Origin of the sequence: Streptomyces shenzhenensis (assembly GCF_003688995.1) — a bacterium.
Lineage (GTDB): Bacteria > Actinomycetota > Actinomycetes > Streptomycetales > Streptomycetaceae > Streptomyces > Streptomyces shenzhenensis_A.
Genome location: NZ_PENI01000032.1, coordinates 21,878 through 38,151, shown reverse-complemented (window position 1 = coordinate 38,151; position 16,274 = coordinate 21,878). Strand labels below are relative to the sequence as shown.

The window sequence follows — 16,274 nt, the reverse complement described above, 5'->3', positions numbered from 1 at the left end:
GCCATGCAGGTCTGTCCAACCCCTGGATGCCCCACCCTCACCCCCGGGGGCAGATGTCCCCCCTGCCAGACCAAGGCCAGGGCAGCCAGACCACACCCCAACACGAGGGGCTACAACACACGCTGGCGCAACGCCAGCGCCGAGTACCTGCAGACGCACCCCTACTGCGAGTGCGACGAGTGCAGTACCAAGCCCCAGCTACAGCGCGACCTCGCAACCGAGGTCGACCACATCGACGGACTCGGCCCCCTCGGCCCCCGAGGCTTCGACCCAACCAACTGGCAAGCCATGAGCAAACGGCATCACTCGCGCAAGACAGCGCGCGAGACATGGGGAACGTGACGCACGGTCACCGGACCCAGGGGGGTGACCCCCAACCGGCCAGGGGGTGAACAGCGCGGGGGAGGGCGCTCGGAGGTGCGACGGGTTCAGAGGGTCCACCGCCATCACGCAAGGTGACGGCATTCGGGCTGCGCAACGCAGCGTGGAGGAGTGATCAACATGCCTCGTGGAGGAGCGCGCGCGGTCTCCGGACCGGCGCCGGACCCGCGGTCCCTGCGCAGCTCGAAGGCGGCCGACAAGGGAGGCTGGCGGACGCTGCCCGCCGAGGGCCGCGGCAGGCCGGCGCCTGAGTGGCCGCTGACGACAGCCTCGGAGCGTGAGCTGGATCTGTGGGATGGCCAGTGGGCGAAGCCTCAGGCCGTGGCGTGGGAGGACATGGGCCAGGAGCTGGAGGTGGCGCTGTTCGTCCGGACGCTGGCCGAGGCCGAGCGCGCTGACGGCCGCGTCGACGTGAAGAAGATGGTGCGGTCCTACCTGGACAGCCTGGGGCTGAGCGTGGCGGGCATGAACCGCAACCGCTGGAAGGTCGCCCCAGCCTCCGAGGCCGAGGAGGAGACGGTCACCGCAGGCACGGAGCCGGCGCCGCGCCGGCCGAGCGCCCGTGACCGGCTGAAGGTCGTGCCCAATGGCGAAGGGGCCTGACGCCGGGCCCGAGTTCGTCGTCGACTTCCCCACCATGTGGATCGTCCCCGACTGGATCGAACACCACTGCCCTATCCCGGACGGCTTCCGTGCGGGCGAGGACATGGAGCTGTACCCGTGGCAGCTGTGGTGCACGGCCAACCACTACCGCGTCCGGCCCGGGGCGGAAGCGGGCCAGCTGGCGCCGGCGTTCCACTACCGGCGCTCGCAGGTGGTGGCGCCGCAGAAGACGGGCAAGGGTCCGTGGTCGGCGACGATCGTGCTTGCCGAGGCGGCCGGCCCGGTCGTGTTCGACGGGTGGGCGCGCGGAGGTGAACGGTACCGGTGTTCGGACCACGGCTGCGGGTGCGGCTGGTGGTACGAGTACGAGCCGGGCGACCCCATGGGTACGCCGTGGCCCACCCCGTTGATCCAGCTGACCGCGACGTCCGAGGACCAGGTCGCCAACGTCTACCGGCCGTTGCAGTCGATGGTGAAGCGCGGCCCGCTGTCCGGGATCATGACGGTGGGCGAGGAGTTCACCCGGGTCGGGGACGACGGCCGTATCGACGTGGTCACGTCGTCGGCTCAGTCCCGGCTGGGTAACCCGATCATCTTCGCGATGCAGGACGAGACGGGCCTGTACACCACGGCGAACAAGCTGCGGCGGACGGCGGAGACACAGCGCCGGGGCGCGGCCGGCATGGGCGGCCGGTCGATGGAGACGACGAACGCGTGGGACCCGTCCGAGAACTCGGTCGCACAGACCACGCACGAGGCCAAGGCCCGGGACATCTTCAAGTACCACCCCGAGGCGCCCAAGTCGCTGTCGTACAGCAACAAGCGGGACCGTCGGAAGATCCATGCCGTCGTCTACGCGGGGTCGTCGCACGTGGACCTGGACGCGATCGAGGCCGAGACGGCGGAGATCATGGAGAAGGACCCGGCGCAGGCCGAGCGGTTCTTCGGGAACCGGTGCGTGGCGGGCACGGCGGCCTGGCTGGACCCGGCGAAGTGGGCGGGCAAGACCGACCCGCGCAGGGTGCGGCCGATGACGCGGATCGTCCTCGGTTTCGACGGCAGTGACGTCGACGACTGGACGGCGATCCGTGCCGAGACGATGGACGGCTACCAGTTCACCCCGGTCTACGGGGAGAACGACGAGCCGACGATCTGGAACCCGGCGGACTTCGGCGGGCAGGTCCCGCGCGCAGAAGTGCGGGCAGCCATGTCGCAGCTGATGCACCGGTACGACGTGGTCCGGCTGTACGCCGATCCGCCGTACTGGGAGACGGAGATCGACGAGTGGGTGGATCTGTACGGCGAGGAGCGCGTGATCCGCTGGCACACCCGCCGCATCATCCAGATGCACTCCGCATGCGAGCGGCTGAAGACGGATGTGGTCAAGCGCAACAGCGAGGGCGCTGCGTTCTCGCACGACGGCTGCCCGATCACCGCGGACCACATCGCCAATACGCGTGCGGCCGCGCGCCCGATGGACCGGTACGTGCTCCGCAAGGCGAGCCCCTCGCAGAAGATCGACGCCACTATCCCCAGCGTGCTGGCGCATGAGGCGCTCGGCGACGTCATCGCGGCCGGCCTGGCCGAGCGGCAGCAGTCCTTCTACTACGGCAGTTGAGAGGAGGGCGGATGGCTACCGAGGCGCAGGCCCTCCAGCTTGTGGCACTGCTGGAGGCCGAGTTGATGATGCGCAGTGGCGACATCACCCGGCACAACGACTACTACCGGGGCGATCACCCGCTGAAGTTCGCGTCGAAGGAGTTCGCGAAGTTCCACGGCGGGCGGTACACGGAGTTCTCGGACAACTGGACCCAGGTCGTTGCCGACTCCCCGGTGGAGCGGATGACGGTGACCGGGTTCCAGGCCGCCGGGGAGATGGAGGCCGACAAGGACCTGTGGAAGGTGTGGCAGGTCAACGGCCTGGACGCGGACAGCCAGCTCGGCTTCCTCGGCTCGGTGATCAACGCCCGCTGTTTCGTGCTGGTGTGGGGCGACCCCGACGAGCCGGACATGCCGGTCGTGACCTTCGAGGACGCCTCGCAGTGCATCATCGCCTACGAGCCGGGCTCGCGCAGGAAGCGGCGGGCCGCGCTGAAGCGGTGGCAGGACGGTGGCCAGGACTACGCCACTCTGTACCTGCCCGGCGAGGTGTGGAAGTTCTGTCGGCCGCACATGACCACCGGGGAGAACAAGTCCCCGCAGATGGTCGACGTGGACGAGGAGCTGAAGAGGTGGCGGCCGCGGGAGTTCGCCGACGAGCCGAACCCGCAGCCCAACCCCATGGGCGTCGTGCCGATGGTGGAGCTGCCGAACAAGCCGATGCTGGCGGCCGACCCGATCAGCGACATCCGCGGCGTGATCGCCATGCAGGACGCGATCAACCTGCTGTGGGCGCAGCTGTTCACGGCCTCCGACTACGCCTCGTTCCCGCAGCGGGTCATCATGGGCGCCGAGCGCCCGGTGATCCCAAAGCTGAACGAGAAGGGCGAGGTCGTCGGCACCATCCCGGTCGACATCGAGAAGTTCGCCGTCGACCGCGTGATGATGTTCAACGGCAAGGACGTCCGGATCGGCGAGTGGCAGGCCGCGAACCTGGCCATGTACACCGGCCTGATCGAAGTCGCCGTCGGACACGTCGCTGCGCAGACCCGCACCCCGCAGCACTACCTCGTCGGGAAGATGGCCAACCTTGCCGAGGGCGCTCTCCTCGCCGCCGAGACCGGCCTGGTCAAGCGCACTGAGGAGAAGGAGATCTGGTCCGGGCAGGGCCTGCGGGAGATGGCCCGGCTGATCGCTCTGGCCACGGGGCAGGACGCCAAGGCCGAGGCGATGCGGGCCGGCCGGGTGCTGTGGGCGGACACCGAGTCCCGCTCCCACGCGCAGATGGCCGACGCACTGCTGAAGCTGAAGCAACTCGGCTTCCCCTTCAAGTGGCTGGCCCTGCGGTACGGGCTCACCCCGACCGAGGTCGCCGACGTCATCGCCATGCGCGCCGAGGAACTGGACATGGACCCGGTCGCGGAGCTGACGCGGCAGATGGCCGGCGCCGTGCCGCAGGCCGGAAACGTACCGCCCGACGGCGGCGAGGAGCCCGAGCCGGACGAGGCCGAGGTGACGGCGGCGTGACCGCGTCTCCGGAGGCGGTCGCGCACATGGAGGCGCGGCGGCGCCTGGCCCTGGCCACGGCCCTCGCCACCCACCGCATGTGGAGGCAGGTGGACCGGGACAACCTGTACACGTCCTGGATGGGGCTGGTCGGCAACGTCCTCGCCCTGGTCGTGGCCAGCCAGATGAGAGCCGCGGAGATGACCAGTCCGTGGCTGAACAAGCTGCTGGGGCCGGCGAACGAGGACCGGCCGGACGCGAACCGGATCGTGCCCGCCGCGTTCACCGGCGTCGACGGGGCGGGTCGCCCGCTCGCCGACGTGCTCAGGGCGCCGATCTGGACGGCGCTGCGCCTGGTCACCGAAGGGCGCCCGATCGTCCAGGCGATGCTCGCGGGTCAGTCGCTGCTGGACGCCATCGTGCAGACCGCCGTCGCCGACGTCGGCCGGGCCGCGGACTCCGTCGGCATGACCGCCCGCCCCGCCGTCACCGGATACATCCGCGTGGTGGAGGCCGGCGCCTGCTCGCGGTGCATCATCCTCGCCGGGAACGAGTACCAGACCGACAAGGCGTTCCTGCGGCACCCGCGCTGCAAGTGCGGCATGGAGCCCGTCACCCGCGACCACACCCCCGACGTGCCCTCCCCCAAGCAGATCGTGGCGGACATGTCCGAGGAGCAGAAACGGAAGACGTTCGGCGAGGCCGGCGCGAAGGCCCTCGCTGAGGGCGCCGACCTCGGGCAGCTGGTCAACGCCCGCCGCGGCATGCAGTCCGCCACGGTCTACGGACGCAAGCTGCAGATCACCACCGAGGGCGTCACCCGCCGCGGTTTCGCCGGCATCCGCCTGCGTGACTTCCAGAAGGTCCAGGGCCAGCGCTACCGGGTGTCCCGCAAGCCGCGCCTGATGCCCGAGGAAATCTTCCGGATCGCCGACGACCGCGAGCATGCCGTCCGGCTGCTGCACCAGTACGGCTTCATCGCCTGATCCGCCTGGGGCGCAACGCCCGGGCACCGACCCGCAACGGGAGAGCACATGAACCGCCGCACCCTGCCCCGCCGCGCCCGCGCGCACGCACCCGGCTGGGCCCACCCCTACGGAACCGGCCCGTGGTCGCCGGTCTTCTACGCCGACGGCGACGACGGCGACGACGACCAGGACGGTGACGGCGCCGACGACGGCAGCGGAGACGGCCAGGACGACGACACCGGCAGCGCAGACGACAGCGCCGGGGACGACGACCAGGACGACTCCGAACCGGACGGCGCCGACGACCTCGGCGACAAGGGCAAGCGCGCCCTGGACTCCATGAAGGGCAAGTGGCGCGCCGAGCGGGACAAGCGCCGCGAGCTCGAGCAGCGCCTGGCCCAGCAGGGCGACGCCGACGACAGCGACAAGGTCCGCCGCCAGGCAGAAGCCCAGGCGCTGGCGAAGGCGAACACCCGCATCGTGCGGGCCGAGGTGAAGGCCGCGGCCGCCGGGAAGCTGGCCGATCCCGCCGACGCCTACAAGTTCCTCGACCTCGGCCAGTTCGAGGTCGACGACGACGGCAACGTCGACTCCGACGAGGTCGCCGAGGCGATCGACGACCTGATCAAGTCAAAGCCCTACCTCGCTGCCGCAACGGCCAAGCGGTTCCAGGGCACCGGCGACGGCGGGGCCGCGCGCAAGGCGCCCCGGCCCAAGCAGCTGTCCAGGGCTGACCTCAAGACGATGACCCCAGAGCAGATCGTGAAGGCCAAGGCCGACGGCCGCCTGAGCAACCTGCTCGGAGACGCCGGATAACCGGCGAGCGAGGAGAACACCATGGCCATCAGCGCCTTCATCCCCGAAGTGTGGGCCGCCGAGCTGCTCGTCGCGCTCGAAAAGTCCCACGTCTACGCCGCCCCTGGCGTCGTGAACCGCGACTACGAGGGCGACATCAGCTCCTTCGGCGACACCGTGCACATCGTGTCGCTGGCCGAGCCGACCGTCGGCACCTACACCAAGCACACCGACATCACGATCGAGGACGTCGACGACAGCGACCAGACGCTGCTCATCAACCAGTCGAAGTACTTCGCGTTCGAGGTCGACGACGTCGAGAAGCGGCAGGCCAAGTCCGGCGGAAAGATCCTGTCCGAGCAGGCCCGCAAGGCCGCGTACAAGCTGCGCGACGTCGCCGACCAGTACGTGGCCGGCCTCATGGCGGCCGGTGTCGACGCGGGCAACCTGATCGCGGAGGCAGACGCCACGCTCACCACCCCGGCCGCCGCCTACGACCTGCTCGTCGACCTCGGCGTCCTCCTGGACGACAGCGACGTGCCCGAGGAGAGCCGCTGGGTCGCGGTCACGCCCGCCTTCTACGGGATGCTGAAGAAGGACGACCGGTTCGTCGCCACCGGCGACGCCCAGGCGGCCATGACCCGCGTCAACGGCATCGTCGGCGAGGCGGCCGGCTTCTCCATCCGCAAGACCAACAACGCCCCCGACGGCCCCGGCGCGGGCGCGGGCAAGCTGATCATCGCCGGGTACAGCGGCGCGGTCACCTACGCCGAGCAGATCAACAAGACCGAGGCGACCCGCAAGGAGAAGGGCTTCGCGGACATCGTGAAGGGCCTGCACCTGTACGGGTCCAAGGTCGTCCGCCCGACCGGCCTTGCGGCCGCCGACGTGGTCATCAACCCCTGATGTGGGTTTCCGCCGTCGGAGACGGCCATCTGGTGAACATGCAGTTGGTTGCGCGACTCAGCGTCGCCCTCATCTCGGGAAACCTGTGGGTCGTTAAGGCCCACACGGCCGAGGGGGACATAACCCTCGACCTCGGCCCGTACCCGGTCAAGGACGACGCCATCGCCGCGCTCCAGGACCTCGTCATTCGAGGAGGCATCTGATGAAGACCGGCGACAAGATCCGCCTGCGGGGACCCAACGGTGCGCCCTTCGTGGTCACCGTGGGCCCCGCCTTCGAGGCGGACTACATCGAGACGATGCTGCGCACCGGCGAGTGGTCGCGCATCGAGGACGCCGACCGGCCCCCGGCCGAGACGACCCCGCCGGCCGGGCCGCAGGGCAACGCCGGCCAGGCGCCTGCGGAGACGACCGCGCCCGCCGCGCCGCCGGCGAAGGCGCCGGACCCGGACCGGCCCGCGGTCAACGATCCGAAGTCCGACTGGGTCGCCTACGTCGCCCGCACGCAGCACATGTCCCGTGAGGACGCGGCGAACTACACCAAGGCCGACCTGATCGACATGGTCAGCTGACTGACAGGGGGCCGCCGTGGCACTGGCACCGCTCGCAACGCTGGCCGACCTCACTGCCCGCGGCCTCACGGTGGACGCCTCCGAGACGGGCATCGTGGGCGTCTACCTGGACGTTGCCTCGGCGGCGGTGCGGGAGGCAGCCGGTACGCCGATCTCCCGTACCACCTCCACGCTCTCTCTGGAGGGCCCGACCGGTCAGTGGCTGACGCTGCCCGGCCCGCCGATCGCCTCCGTGGCCTCGGTCGCCATCGACGGCCGCCCGGTCACCGACTGGCGGCTTCGCTCGGAACGGCTGTGGCGGGCGGCCGGCTGGTCCGGCTGGGAACCGTCCGAGGTGGAAGTCACCCAGACTCACGGCCTGGTCGACGTCCCCGTGGACATCGTCGATCTGGTGTGCCGAATGACGGCGGCCGCGCTGGTGGCCTACCGGTCCGAGGACGGCGGCGAGGGCCTGGCCGCCGACAGGGAAGTCACCTCCGAGCGCCTCGGCGACTGGTCCGTCACCTACGGGTCCGACGGCCGGATCACCGAGATGGAGCTGACGCCGTTCTGGCGAGAGCGTCTTCTGGCCCGGTTCGGTGGCAGCGTTGTCGCGCTGAGGTCCCGATGAAGGGCGTCGGCCGGCACCTGAACCGGACGCTCACGGTGTGGCGGGAGACGACCATCGACGATGGCGCGGGCGGCCAGGAGACCACCCTTGCGCAGGCGGCCACCGTGCGCGGGAAGGTCGATCAGCCGTCCCCGACGGAGCGGCTGGTCGCCCAGCAGTCCGGGTCCCGGCACTCCCACAACATCTACCTGCTGCCGCGGGCGAACGTCCTCCGCGGCGACGAGCTGCGCGGCACGGACGCCCTGGGCAACGCTCAGAAGTTCCGTGTGCTGTCCGTCGTGCAGCCCTCCACCCCCGTCTACTCGAAGGCGCTGGTGGAGCTCACCCAGTCCCAGCCCGGAGGCTGACCGTGGACAAGCCGTACACCGCGGCCGAGGCGCACGAGTGCAAGCAGCGCGCCGAGGATCCGAAGCTGCCGGCCGACGTCCGGCTGGTGTGGGCGCAGCTGGCGACGGCCGCCGAACTGGCCGCCATCCGCAAGCTGCTGGCCAAGCGACGCTGAGGGGGTCCTGTGGCACGACGACGACGCAGCGGCGGGCGCAGGCACCCGCGCGGGGGCGCGCGCCAGAGCGGCATCACCGTCACCATCGAGGGCCTGCCCGAGCTGAGGCAGCGTCTCCGAGAGCTGCCGACCGAACTGAAGGCCGCCTGTTTCCGGGCGCTGAAGGAGTCCGCCGGCGCCGTCATCGACGGCACCAAGGGCCGCGTGAAGGTCGACACTCACAATCTCCAGAACGGCGTGAAGGCCCGCTACGAGAACAACCGGGTCCGCGCCGAGATCGGCTGGTGGGACCGGGACGACCGGTACGCCATCTGGCAGGAGTTCGGCACCCGCAAGATGCCCGCCAACCCCTCCCTGGGCCCCGCCCTGGAGGAGGAGAAGCGGCACCTGCCGGACCGGATCAAGCGCGAGATCCGCAGGGAGCTGCCATGACCGCTCCCGCCCCGATGCTCCCGGTGCAGTCCGCGATCTACGCCCGCCTGAAGGGCGACACCGCTCTCATGGGGATGATCAGCGGCGTCTACGACTACGTCCCCGAGGACGTCGCCTATCCCTTCGTCGTGATTGGTGAGGCGACGGAGGTGCCGGACAACCGGCATGGCGGCTTCGGCCGGGAGACGGTCGTCACCCTGCACGTCTGGTCCCGGTACCAGGGCTACGCGCAGGCCCTGCGGATCGGCGCCCGGGTCACGGCCCTGCTGGACCATCAGCCGCTCACGATCGAGGGCCTGGACCACATCGTGACCCGGTTCGAGTTCTCCCAGACGCTCACCGATCCGGAGCCGCCGGGAGACATCCGGCACTTGGTGCTGCGCTACCGGGTTGTCACCGAGCAGCACTGACCCCTCTCTTCCCCTTGCCCCGATGCCGCCGGCCTCGGGGCTTTCTCACGCACAAGAACAGGAGAAGCCCATGGCCGGTATGGACGGCTTCGGCGTCCAGCTCAAGCGGGGTGACGGCCAGTCGCCCGAGGTGTTCACGAAGATCGCCGACGTGACGTCGCTGAACCCTCCGGGCATCTCGCGGGAGACCCTCGACGTCACGTCGCACGACAGCGTCAACGCGTGGATGGAGTTCCTGGGCGGGCTCAAGGACCCGGGCGAGGTGTCCGCGGACGTCAACTACCAGCCCTCCAAGCACGACTTGCTGGTCGCCGACTTCGAGGACGATGCGCCGCGGAACTACCAGATCGTGTTCCCGGACGAGGACGCCACCACGTGGGCGTTCCCGGCGATCCTCACCGGCTTCGAGCCGGAGGCGCCCTACGACGACAAGGCCACCGCGTCCCTGACGTGGAAGGTCTCCGGCAAGCCGACCATCACCCCGGGAGCCTGATCCGCATGGCACTGCTGTCGAAAGACCAGATCACCGCGGCCGACGACCGCAAGTGGGAGGACGTGCCCGTGCCCGAGTGGGGCGGCACGGTCCGCCTGCTCGGCATGTCCGGCACCGAGCGCAATGCCTACCAGTCGAGCCTTGTGGTCCTTGGCCACGACGGGAAGCCGCAGCGCATGAACATGGCGGACCAGCTCGCGAAGCTGGTCGCCAAGTGCCTCGTCGGTGAGGACTACGAGCGGCTGTTCACCGACAAGGAAGTGAAGGCGCTCGGCGCGAAGAACGGCGCCGTCCTCGAACGCCTCGGGAAGATCGCACAGCGGCTGTCCGGCCTCCGCAAGGAGGACATGGAGGACGCCGAGGGAAAATCCGAGCCGACCCCGAGCGACGCTTCTACCACCGGCTAGCCCTCGAACTGCGCTGCACGGTCCCGGATCTGCTCGCGCGCGTCAGCTCAGCGGAGATCACCGAGTGGATGGCATACGAGGCGGTGACGGGGCCGCTCGGGCCCCGGCGGCTCGACGCGCTGTTCGCCATGCTGACGGCGACGGTGGCCAACACAGCGCGCGGCAAGGGCACCAAGGCGGCGGTCCCGAAGGACTTCATGCCTGAGTGGGACCGAGGCGCCAAGCAGGACTGGCGGGACATGCTCTCGGCCGTCAAGGCGTACAACAGCCAGATCGGCGGCACCGACCACACGACCAAGGGAGGTGCCGACGATGGCGACGCTTGAGGAACTGCTGGTCGCGGTCGGGATCAACACCGACGATCTGACGGCCGGCGCCGACGGCGCGGCCGACCGGGTGGAGTCGAGCCTCGGCGGCATCCAGACCGCGGCGGCCGGCGCCGCCGTGGGCGCCATGTTCGTGGCCGGGCTCGACGCCGCCATGGACCTGCAGGCCGTGCAGACCGACCTGAAAACCCAGTTCGGACTGACCGAGCAGGAGGCCGCGCGCGCGGGCGACGCGGCCGGCCGGGTGTACGCGGCAGGGTGGGGCGAGTCCATGGCCGAGGTCGGCGACGCCCTCGGCGTGGTGACCCAGGCCATGGGCGGCCTCGGCGAGATGTCTGACGCCACGCTGGACGACCTCACCAAGAAGGCCATGCTCCTCGGTGAGAAGTTCGAGCTGGACGTGGCCGAGTCCGCAAACGCCGCCGGAAAGATGATCAAGCTGGGGATGGCGAAGGACGGCGAGGAGGCGTTCGACATCCTCACCCAGGCAGCGGCGACGCTCCCGAAGATGATGCGCGACGACATCCCGAAGGTGATCGAGGAGTACGGCAAGCACTTCGAGCGCATGGGCATCGACGGCAAGACCGCGTTCGGGATGATGTCGCAGTACGTGCAGGCCGGCGGCCGCGACATCGACCAGGCCGCGGACGTCGTCCACGAGTTCGCCCGCATCACCTCGGAGGAGACCGACCGGGCCAAGGCCGCGTTCAAGGCGCTGGGCCTGGACTCCGGGCAGATGCTGACGGACATCAGCAAGGGCGGCGACGACGCCGAAGCCGCCCTCGGCAAAACCCTGGAGGCGCTGCGCGGGGTAAAGAACCCAGCGCAACAGGCCGCGCTCGGAGTGGAGCTGTTCGGCGACATGGCGGGCGAGGGCGCCGACGCACTGTGGGCGATGGACCCGGCGACCGCCGCCGCGGCCTCCGGCATGGACAAGGCGGCCGGGGCCGCCGACCGGGCGACCGCGTCGGCGCAAGCCTCGAAGTCGCTGGAGGCGATCTGGCGGACCATGGCGGTCACGCTCGGCGAGATGCTCCAGCCCGCGCTCGCCTTCCTGGCCGACTTCATGCAGGAGAACCCCGGGCTGGTGAAGATCCTCGCTATCGCGCTGCTGGCCCTGGGCACGGCGATCAGCCTCGCGGTGATCGCACAGTGGGCGTGGAACGCCGCGCTCTGGGCGTTCCCCGGCACCTGGATCATCGCCGCCATCATCGCGGTCATCGCTGCTGCTGTGCTGCTCTGGAAGAACTGGGACACAGTGGTTCAGAAGCTCAAGGTCGCGTGGGACTTCACCGTCGCTGTGTTCCGCGCCGGGTGGAACGCCCTCAAGAACAACGTGTTCGCACCGATCGGCCGGTTCTTCACCAGCACGATTCCGAACTGGGTCGGCACTGGCGTCATGTACGTCAAGAACAAGTGGAACGGCCTCATGAGCTTCTTCCGGGGCGTCCCGGGGGCGCTCGGCCGCGCGCTGCGCGGCACGTTCGACGGGCTGAAGGCCTCGTTCCGCAACGCCGTCAACTGGATCATCAGCCGCTGGAACGGGCTCAGCTTCACCATCGGCGGCGGCTCGTTCATGGGCGTCAGCATCCCGTCGATGACGATCAGCACGCCGAACATCCCGTACCTGGCCGACGGCGGTGTCGCCACGGGCCCGACCCTGGCGATGATCGGCGAGGGCGCTGAGGACGAGGCGGTCCTGCCGCTGTCCAAGCTCGACAGCATGCTCAACGCTACCCGCGTCTCCGGCGTGCGCAGCAACGCATCCGAGCAGGTCGTGCGCGTGGTCGTGACCGGCACCGACCAGGAAATGAAGCAGCTCGTTCGCAAGATGTTCCGCACGGACGGGCGTGGCTTCGCGCTCGACTAGGAGGGCCCAGCATGCCGTTCCCCGCTACCCCGTTGAAGATCGTCACAGAGCTTGAGATCGATGGCGTGTTTCAGGAGGACATCAGCGCCGACGTGTACAACCGCGACCCGGTTGTCATCACGCGCGGACGGGCAGACGAGGGCGCCGCGGTGGACCCCGGTCAGTGCAGGCTGACGCTGAACAACGGTCGCTCCAAGATCAACGGAGTGATCGGCCGGTACTCGCCGCGGAACCCACGCAGCGACCTGTACGGAAAGCTCGGGCGGAACACCCGACTGCGCGTCAGCGTGTACGAGGGAGACGGCTTCCTGGACAACCTGTCCGGCGAGCCCGACCTGACGTCCACGCCCGATGCTGCTCCGCTGAAGATCACCGGTGACCTGGACGTTCGTTGGGAAGGCGCGGCCGAGTGGTACTCGAACGGCGCGCAGATCCTGATCGGCAAATGGGGCACCCCGGGCAACCGGTCCTGGCACATGCGGCTGGAGAACGGGCGCCTCTTCATCCACACCACGCAGGACGGCGCGACCGGCCGGTTCTTCAGCGCGACTCTGCCTGCCAACCTTCCCAGGCGTGCTGCCCTGCGTGCCACGCTCGACGTGGACAACGGCGCCGGCGGGAACACGGCGCACCTCTACTGGTCCGAGTCCATGGCCGGTCCGTGGCAGGACATCGCCGGAGCGATCATCAACACGGGCGGCGTGATCGCCATCTACGACAGCACCGCCCCGCTGAGCATCGCCCCGCAGATGACGGATGCCGCGCTGGCCGTGCCCCGCTACCCGTTCACCGGGCGCTGCTTCCGCGCCGAGGTGCGCTCCGGCATCGATGGCACGGTAGTGGCTGCGCCGAACTTTGAGGCGCAGGCGCTCGGTACCACGTCGTTCACCGACAGCGCAGGACGGGCCTGGGCTGTGGCAGCTGGTGCCATCACGAACCGGCGCAGCCGCTTCGTCGGCGAGGTCAGCGAGTGGCCTACCCGCTGGGAGTACGCGGCGTCCGATGGCCGTGACGGCTACGTGCCGCTGGTCGCCTCGGGCGTGCTCCGCCGCATGACACAGGGCAAGAAGCCGCTCGACTCAGCGCTGGTCCGCCGCATCCCGACCTACAACCCCACCGCGTACTGGCCCCTGGAGGGCACCAGCGACGGCACCTCTGCGGCCTCGCCGATCGCCGGCGTAGACCCGCTGTCGTGGACCAACGTGAAGTGGGGCGCGGATACCTCGCTTGTGTCGTCCGGCCCGCTGCCCACGCTGTCGTCCAACAGCGGCGACCTGTCGTTCATGCGCGCGCCGATCCCTACTTCCAAGCTGCGCGTCACCGACCGGTGGGGCGTTCAGTTCCTGGTGAAGCTGACCAACCCGCAGGCCACCACGTACACGGTCATGCGGATCCTGGCCACGAACACCATCTACGAGTGGTTCATCCAGGTCAACAGCGGCGGGTTCCGGCTGTGGGCGCGCAACGGCGACGGCGACACGCTCGTGGATGCCAACGTCGTATGGGGCTTCCTGGGCAACGTCTACGACACATGGCTGAAGTGCGAGTTCAACGTCGTGCAGACGGCGACGAACACGATCACATGGCACATCGGCTGGGTGCCTCCCACCGGCAGCGCCGCCCAGCAGAACGGCACGCTCTCCGGCAGGATCGGCCGACCGGTCGGCCTGGCCTCACCCGCGGGCGGCTACTCCTCGAACCTGGACGGGACCGCCTTCGGGCACATCTCCGTGTGGCCCCTGGACGACAACTTCGGGTACGAGAACGCGATCAGCGCATGGTCGGGCGAGAGCGCGGGCACGCGCATGTTCCGCCTCGCCGCCGAGGAGCAGCTGCCGCTGGTCGTCCGGAACGGCACCGACACGCAGACGCCGGTCGGACCGCAGCGCACGGACCCGATCCTGACGATCCTGCAAGACGCCGCGGACGCCGATGGCGGGATTCTGTTCGAGAACCGGGAAGATATCGGCCTCGCCTTCCGCAGCCGCACCGGCTTCTACAACCAGCCGGTCGCGCTGGCGCTCGACTTCAACGCCAAGGGCCTGATCACCCCGCTCGAACCGATCGACGACGACCAGCTGCTGCGCAACGACCGCACGATCGAGCGCGAGGACGGCGGCTCCGGGCGCGCGGTGCTGGAGTCCGGCCCGCTGAGCGTCCAGGATCCGCCGCTGGGCGTGGGCGTATACGACGACAGCACGACGCTGAACCTGGCGACGGACGACCAGACGGAGCCGGTGGCGAACTGGTACCTGCGCGTCGGCACATACGATCAAGCGCGGTATCCGAGCATCGCCGTGGACCTGCGTCGGGCACCCTGGCTCATCTCTGCAGCGGCTGACGCCGAGGTGGGCGACCGGCTGACGGTGGCGGCCCCGCCCGAGTGGCTGCCGCCCGGCCTCATCGATCAGCGCGTCGAGGGCTACCGCGAGACGCTGTCGCTGGTGCAGTGGGTGATCGAGTACAACTGCACGCCTCAGGGCGTGTACAACACCGCCAGCGTGGACGGACGCGAGAGCGGGCTGACCCAGCACACGCCGGCGGTCAAGGTCGACACGGACGGCAGCGAACTGGCGCAGGCCATGAGCGACAGCACGCAGGTCGCCAACGTCCACGTCACGGACGGGCCGAACTGGATCCAGGCTCCACCGCCGGGCACACCCAACCCGCTGTTCCTCACTGACACGAGCGGCTGGAACGCCTCGGGCAGCACTCTCGACCGAGTGCCGGCACCGAACCCGCCGACGTCCAGCGGATACGCGCTGAGCATCACGCCGAACGGCTCCTCTGCCACGGCTCAGGCGTACACCACCACGGTCACCGGCGCTGTGCCGGGCGTCCGGTACGTCGTCTCTGGGTGGGCGCGCGCGAGCGTGGCCCGGCAGGTCGGCATCAACATCAACTGGTACAACAGCGGCGCCTACGTCAGCACCAGCAACAACGCCAAGACGATCCCGGCGAACACCTGGACATGGTTCGAGGCCACGTTCACAGCACCCTCGGGCGTCAACGGCATCAGCGCAGTAGCGGCCATGACCGGCACCCCGCCGGCCTCGCACGTCCTGCTGATCCAGGGCGTGACGATCCTGCCCGTGCTGGGCAGCGCTGCGCCGCGGGAGTTCCCGTTCAGTGTCACGGTGGGCGGCGAGGAGATGCGCGTGCTGGGCATCCTGGACTACGCGGACACCTTCCAGCGGGCGACCGCCTCGGGCTGGGGGTCAGCCGAGTACGGGCAGAGCTGGACGCTGTCCGGCGGTGCTTCCGCTGACTACAGCGTCGCCGTGGGCACGGGCAGCATCCTGCACACCAACGTGAACACGAACCGCATCGCCGTACTGCCAGCACCGAGCGCCGACGTGGATCTGATCGGCACCTTCAGCAGCAACAAGCGGGCCGCCGGGGGCTCGCAGTACACGGGTCTGGTGGCGCGCTACGTGGACGTGAACAACCACTACTACGCGCGGCTGGACTTCACGGCCACGCAGACGCTCCGGCTGGTCATCCAGCGGCGGCAGGACGGCGCGCAGGCCGACCTGGTCGCGCTCACGGTGCCCGGCACCCACGACGCCGGCTCCCAGTTCCGCGTGCGGTTCCAGCTCGAAGGCAGCGCGTTGCGCGCGAAGGCGTGGCCGGCCGGCAGCCCGGAGCCGTCCGACTGGCAGGCAACGGCGACCGACACCGCGCTGAGCGCCGCGGGCAGCGCGGGCGTGCGCACGGTCCTGGACAGCGCGAGCACGGTGGCCCTGCCGGTGAGCATGAACGTCCACGCGTTCAAGGTCGACCACTACCAGCGCTGGGGTGTGGACCGGGCCATCAACGGGGTGGTCAAGCCGCAGGCCGCCGGCGAGGCCGTGAACGTCACCTACCCCGCTGTCGTCGCACTTTGAGGAGGGCA

General features: G+C 69.6%; 18 protein-coding genes. All 18 read left to right on the top strand.

Annotation, left to right across the window (positions count from 1 at the left end; genetic code table 11):
- Positions 1-501 precede the first annotated feature (501 nt).
- Positions 502-984, top strand: a complete 483-nt coding sequence (locus tag CTZ28_RS35585; RefSeq protein WP_259471966.1) for a hypothetical protein — start codon at positions 502-504, stop codon at positions 982-984.
- Complete coding sequence (locus tag CTZ28_RS35580; RefSeq protein WP_121893869.1) at positions 968-2,602, top strand: hypothetical protein; 1,635 nt, start codon at positions 968-970, stop codon at positions 2,600-2,602. The genes CTZ28_RS35585 and CTZ28_RS35580 overlap by 17 nt, the downstream gene beginning before the upstream one ends.
- A gap of 11 nt (positions 2,603-2,613) precedes the next feature.
- Positions 2,614-4,110, top strand: a complete 1,497-nt coding sequence (locus CTZ28_RS35575) for a phage portal protein (protein WP_121893868.1) — start codon at positions 2,614-2,616, stop codon at positions 4,108-4,110.
- The gene (locus CTZ28_RS35570) at positions 4,107-5,075 is read left to right on the top strand and encodes a VG15 protein (protein WP_259471964.1); all 969 of its coding nucleotides are present in this window, start codon (positions 4,107-4,109) and stop codon (positions 5,073-5,075) included. Before CTZ28_RS35575 ends, CTZ28_RS35570 begins: the two co-directional genes overlap by 4 nt.
- A 48-nt stretch (positions 5,076-5,123) precedes the next feature.
- Positions 5,124-5,873: a hypothetical protein gene (locus CTZ28_RS35565; protein ID WP_121893867.1), complete on the top strand. Its 750-nt coding sequence runs from the start codon at positions 5,124-5,126 to the stop codon at positions 5,871-5,873.
- 21 nt (positions 5,874-5,894) lie between these two features.
- Positions 5,895-6,758, top strand: a complete 864-nt coding sequence (locus tag CTZ28_RS35560; RefSeq protein ID WP_121893866.1) for a coat protein — start codon at positions 5,895-5,897, stop codon at positions 6,756-6,758.
- Positions 6,758-6,961, top strand: a complete 204-nt coding sequence (locus CTZ28_RS35555; RefSeq protein ID WP_121893865.1) for a hypothetical protein — start codon at positions 6,758-6,760, stop codon at positions 6,959-6,961. The genes CTZ28_RS35560 and CTZ28_RS35555 overlap by 1 nt, the downstream gene beginning before the upstream one ends.
- Positions 6,961-7,329 (top strand): hypothetical protein, encoded by a 369-nt coding sequence (locus CTZ28_RS35550; RefSeq protein WP_121893864.1) that lies wholly within the window; start codon positions 6,961-6,963, stop codon positions 7,327-7,329. The genes CTZ28_RS35555 and CTZ28_RS35550 overlap by 1 nt, the downstream gene beginning before the upstream one ends.
- A gap of 16 nt (positions 7,330-7,345) precedes the next feature.
- Complete coding sequence (locus CTZ28_RS35545) at positions 7,346-7,939, top strand: hypothetical protein (protein ID WP_121893863.1); 594 nt, start codon at positions 7,346-7,348, stop codon at positions 7,937-7,939.
- Positions 7,936-8,286: a phage head completion protein gene (locus CTZ28_RS35540; RefSeq protein ID WP_121893862.1), complete on the top strand. Its 351-nt coding sequence runs from the start codon at positions 7,936-7,938 to the stop codon at positions 8,284-8,286. Before CTZ28_RS35545 ends, CTZ28_RS35540 begins: the two co-directional genes overlap by 4 nt.
- A gap of 2 nt (positions 8,287-8,288) precedes the next feature.
- Positions 8,289-8,441 (top strand): hypothetical protein, encoded by a 153-nt coding sequence (locus tag CTZ28_RS47405; protein WP_183154755.1) that lies wholly within the window; start codon positions 8,289-8,291, stop codon positions 8,439-8,441.
- 9 nt (positions 8,442-8,450) lie between these two features.
- A complete protein-coding gene (locus CTZ28_RS35535; RefSeq protein ID WP_121893861.1) occupies positions 8,451-8,873 on the top strand; it encodes an HK97-gp10 family putative phage morphogenesis protein in 423 nt (140 codons plus the stop codon).
- Entirely contained in the window at positions 8,870-9,283 is a 414-nt protein-coding gene (locus tag CTZ28_RS35530) for a DUF3168 domain-containing protein (RefSeq protein WP_259471963.1), read from the top strand. Before CTZ28_RS35535 ends, CTZ28_RS35530 begins: the two co-directional genes overlap by 4 nt.
- Before the next feature lie 70 nt (positions 9,284-9,353).
- Positions 9,354-9,776 (top strand): phage tail tube protein, encoded by a 423-nt coding sequence (locus CTZ28_RS35525; RefSeq protein ID WP_121893860.1) that lies wholly within the window; start codon positions 9,354-9,356, stop codon positions 9,774-9,776.
- Positions 9,777-9,781: 5 nt separating this feature from the next.
- The gene (locus CTZ28_RS35520) at positions 9,782-10,183 is read left to right on the top strand and encodes a hypothetical protein (RefSeq protein ID WP_121893859.1); all 402 of its coding nucleotides are present in this window, start codon (positions 9,782-9,784) and stop codon (positions 10,181-10,183) included.
- Between the two features lie 8 nt (positions 10,184-10,191).
- Positions 10,192-10,509, top strand: coding sequence for a phage tail assembly protein T (locus CTZ28_RS35515; protein ID WP_472926677.1), 318 nt, complete (start codon positions 10,192-10,194; stop codon positions 10,507-10,509).
- The gene (locus CTZ28_RS47400) at positions 10,496-12,379 is read left to right on the top strand and encodes a phage tail tape measure protein (RefSeq protein WP_183154754.1); all 1,884 of its coding nucleotides are present in this window, start codon (positions 10,496-10,498) and stop codon (positions 12,377-12,379) included. Before CTZ28_RS35515 ends, CTZ28_RS47400 begins: the two co-directional genes overlap by 14 nt.
- 11 nt (positions 12,380-12,390) lie before the next feature.
- Positions 12,391-16,266 carry a carbohydrate binding domain-containing protein gene (locus tag CTZ28_RS35505; protein WP_121893857.1) on the top strand — a complete coding sequence of 1,292 codons (3,876 nt, stop codon included), beginning with the start codon at positions 12,391-12,393 and terminating at the stop codon, positions 16,264-16,266.
- Positions 16,267-16,274 lie beyond the last annotated feature (8 nt).

Coding starts and splice junctions, on each gene's coding strand:
- CTZ28_RS35580 (WP_121893869.1), top strand. CDS start 968: ATGGCGAAGGGGCCTGACGCCGGGCCCGAGTTCGTCGTCGACTTCCCC.
- CTZ28_RS35585 (WP_259471966.1), top strand. CDS start 502: ATGCCTCGTGGAGGAGCGCGCGCGGTCTCCGGACCGGCGCCGGACCCG.
- CTZ28_RS35520 (WP_121893859.1), top strand. CDS start 9,782: ATGGCACTGCTGTCGAAAGACCAGATCACCGCGGCCGACGACCGCAAG.
- CTZ28_RS47400 (WP_183154754.1), top strand. CDS start 10,496: ATGGCGACGCTTGAGGAACTGCTGGTCGCGGTCGGGATCAACACCGAC.
- CTZ28_RS35525 (WP_121893860.1), top strand. CDS start 9,354: ATGGCCGGTATGGACGGCTTCGGCGTCCAGCTCAAGCGGGGTGACGGC.
- CTZ28_RS35565 (WP_121893867.1), top strand. CDS start 5,124: ATGAACCGCCGCACCCTGCCCCGCCGCGCCCGCGCGCACGCACCCGGC.
- CTZ28_RS35550 (WP_121893864.1), top strand. CDS start 6,961: ATGAAGACCGGCGACAAGATCCGCCTGCGGGGACCCAACGGTGCGCCC.
- CTZ28_RS35555 (WP_121893865.1), top strand. CDS start 6,758: ATGTGGGTTTCCGCCGTCGGAGACGGCCATCTGGTGAACATGCAGTTG.
- CTZ28_RS35530 (WP_259471963.1), top strand. CDS start 8,870: ATGACCGCTCCCGCCCCGATGCTCCCGGTGCAGTCCGCGATCTACGCC.
- CTZ28_RS35575 (WP_121893868.1), top strand. CDS start 2,614: ATGGCTACCGAGGCGCAGGCCCTCCAGCTTGTGGCACTGCTGGAGGCC.
- CTZ28_RS35540 (WP_121893862.1), top strand. CDS start 7,936: ATGAAGGGCGTCGGCCGGCACCTGAACCGGACGCTCACGGTGTGGCGG.
- CTZ28_RS35560 (WP_121893866.1), top strand. CDS start 5,895: ATGGCCATCAGCGCCTTCATCCCCGAAGTGTGGGCCGCCGAGCTGCTC.
- CTZ28_RS35505 (WP_121893857.1), top strand. CDS start 12,391: ATGCCGTTCCCCGCTACCCCGTTGAAGATCGTCACAGAGCTTGAGATC.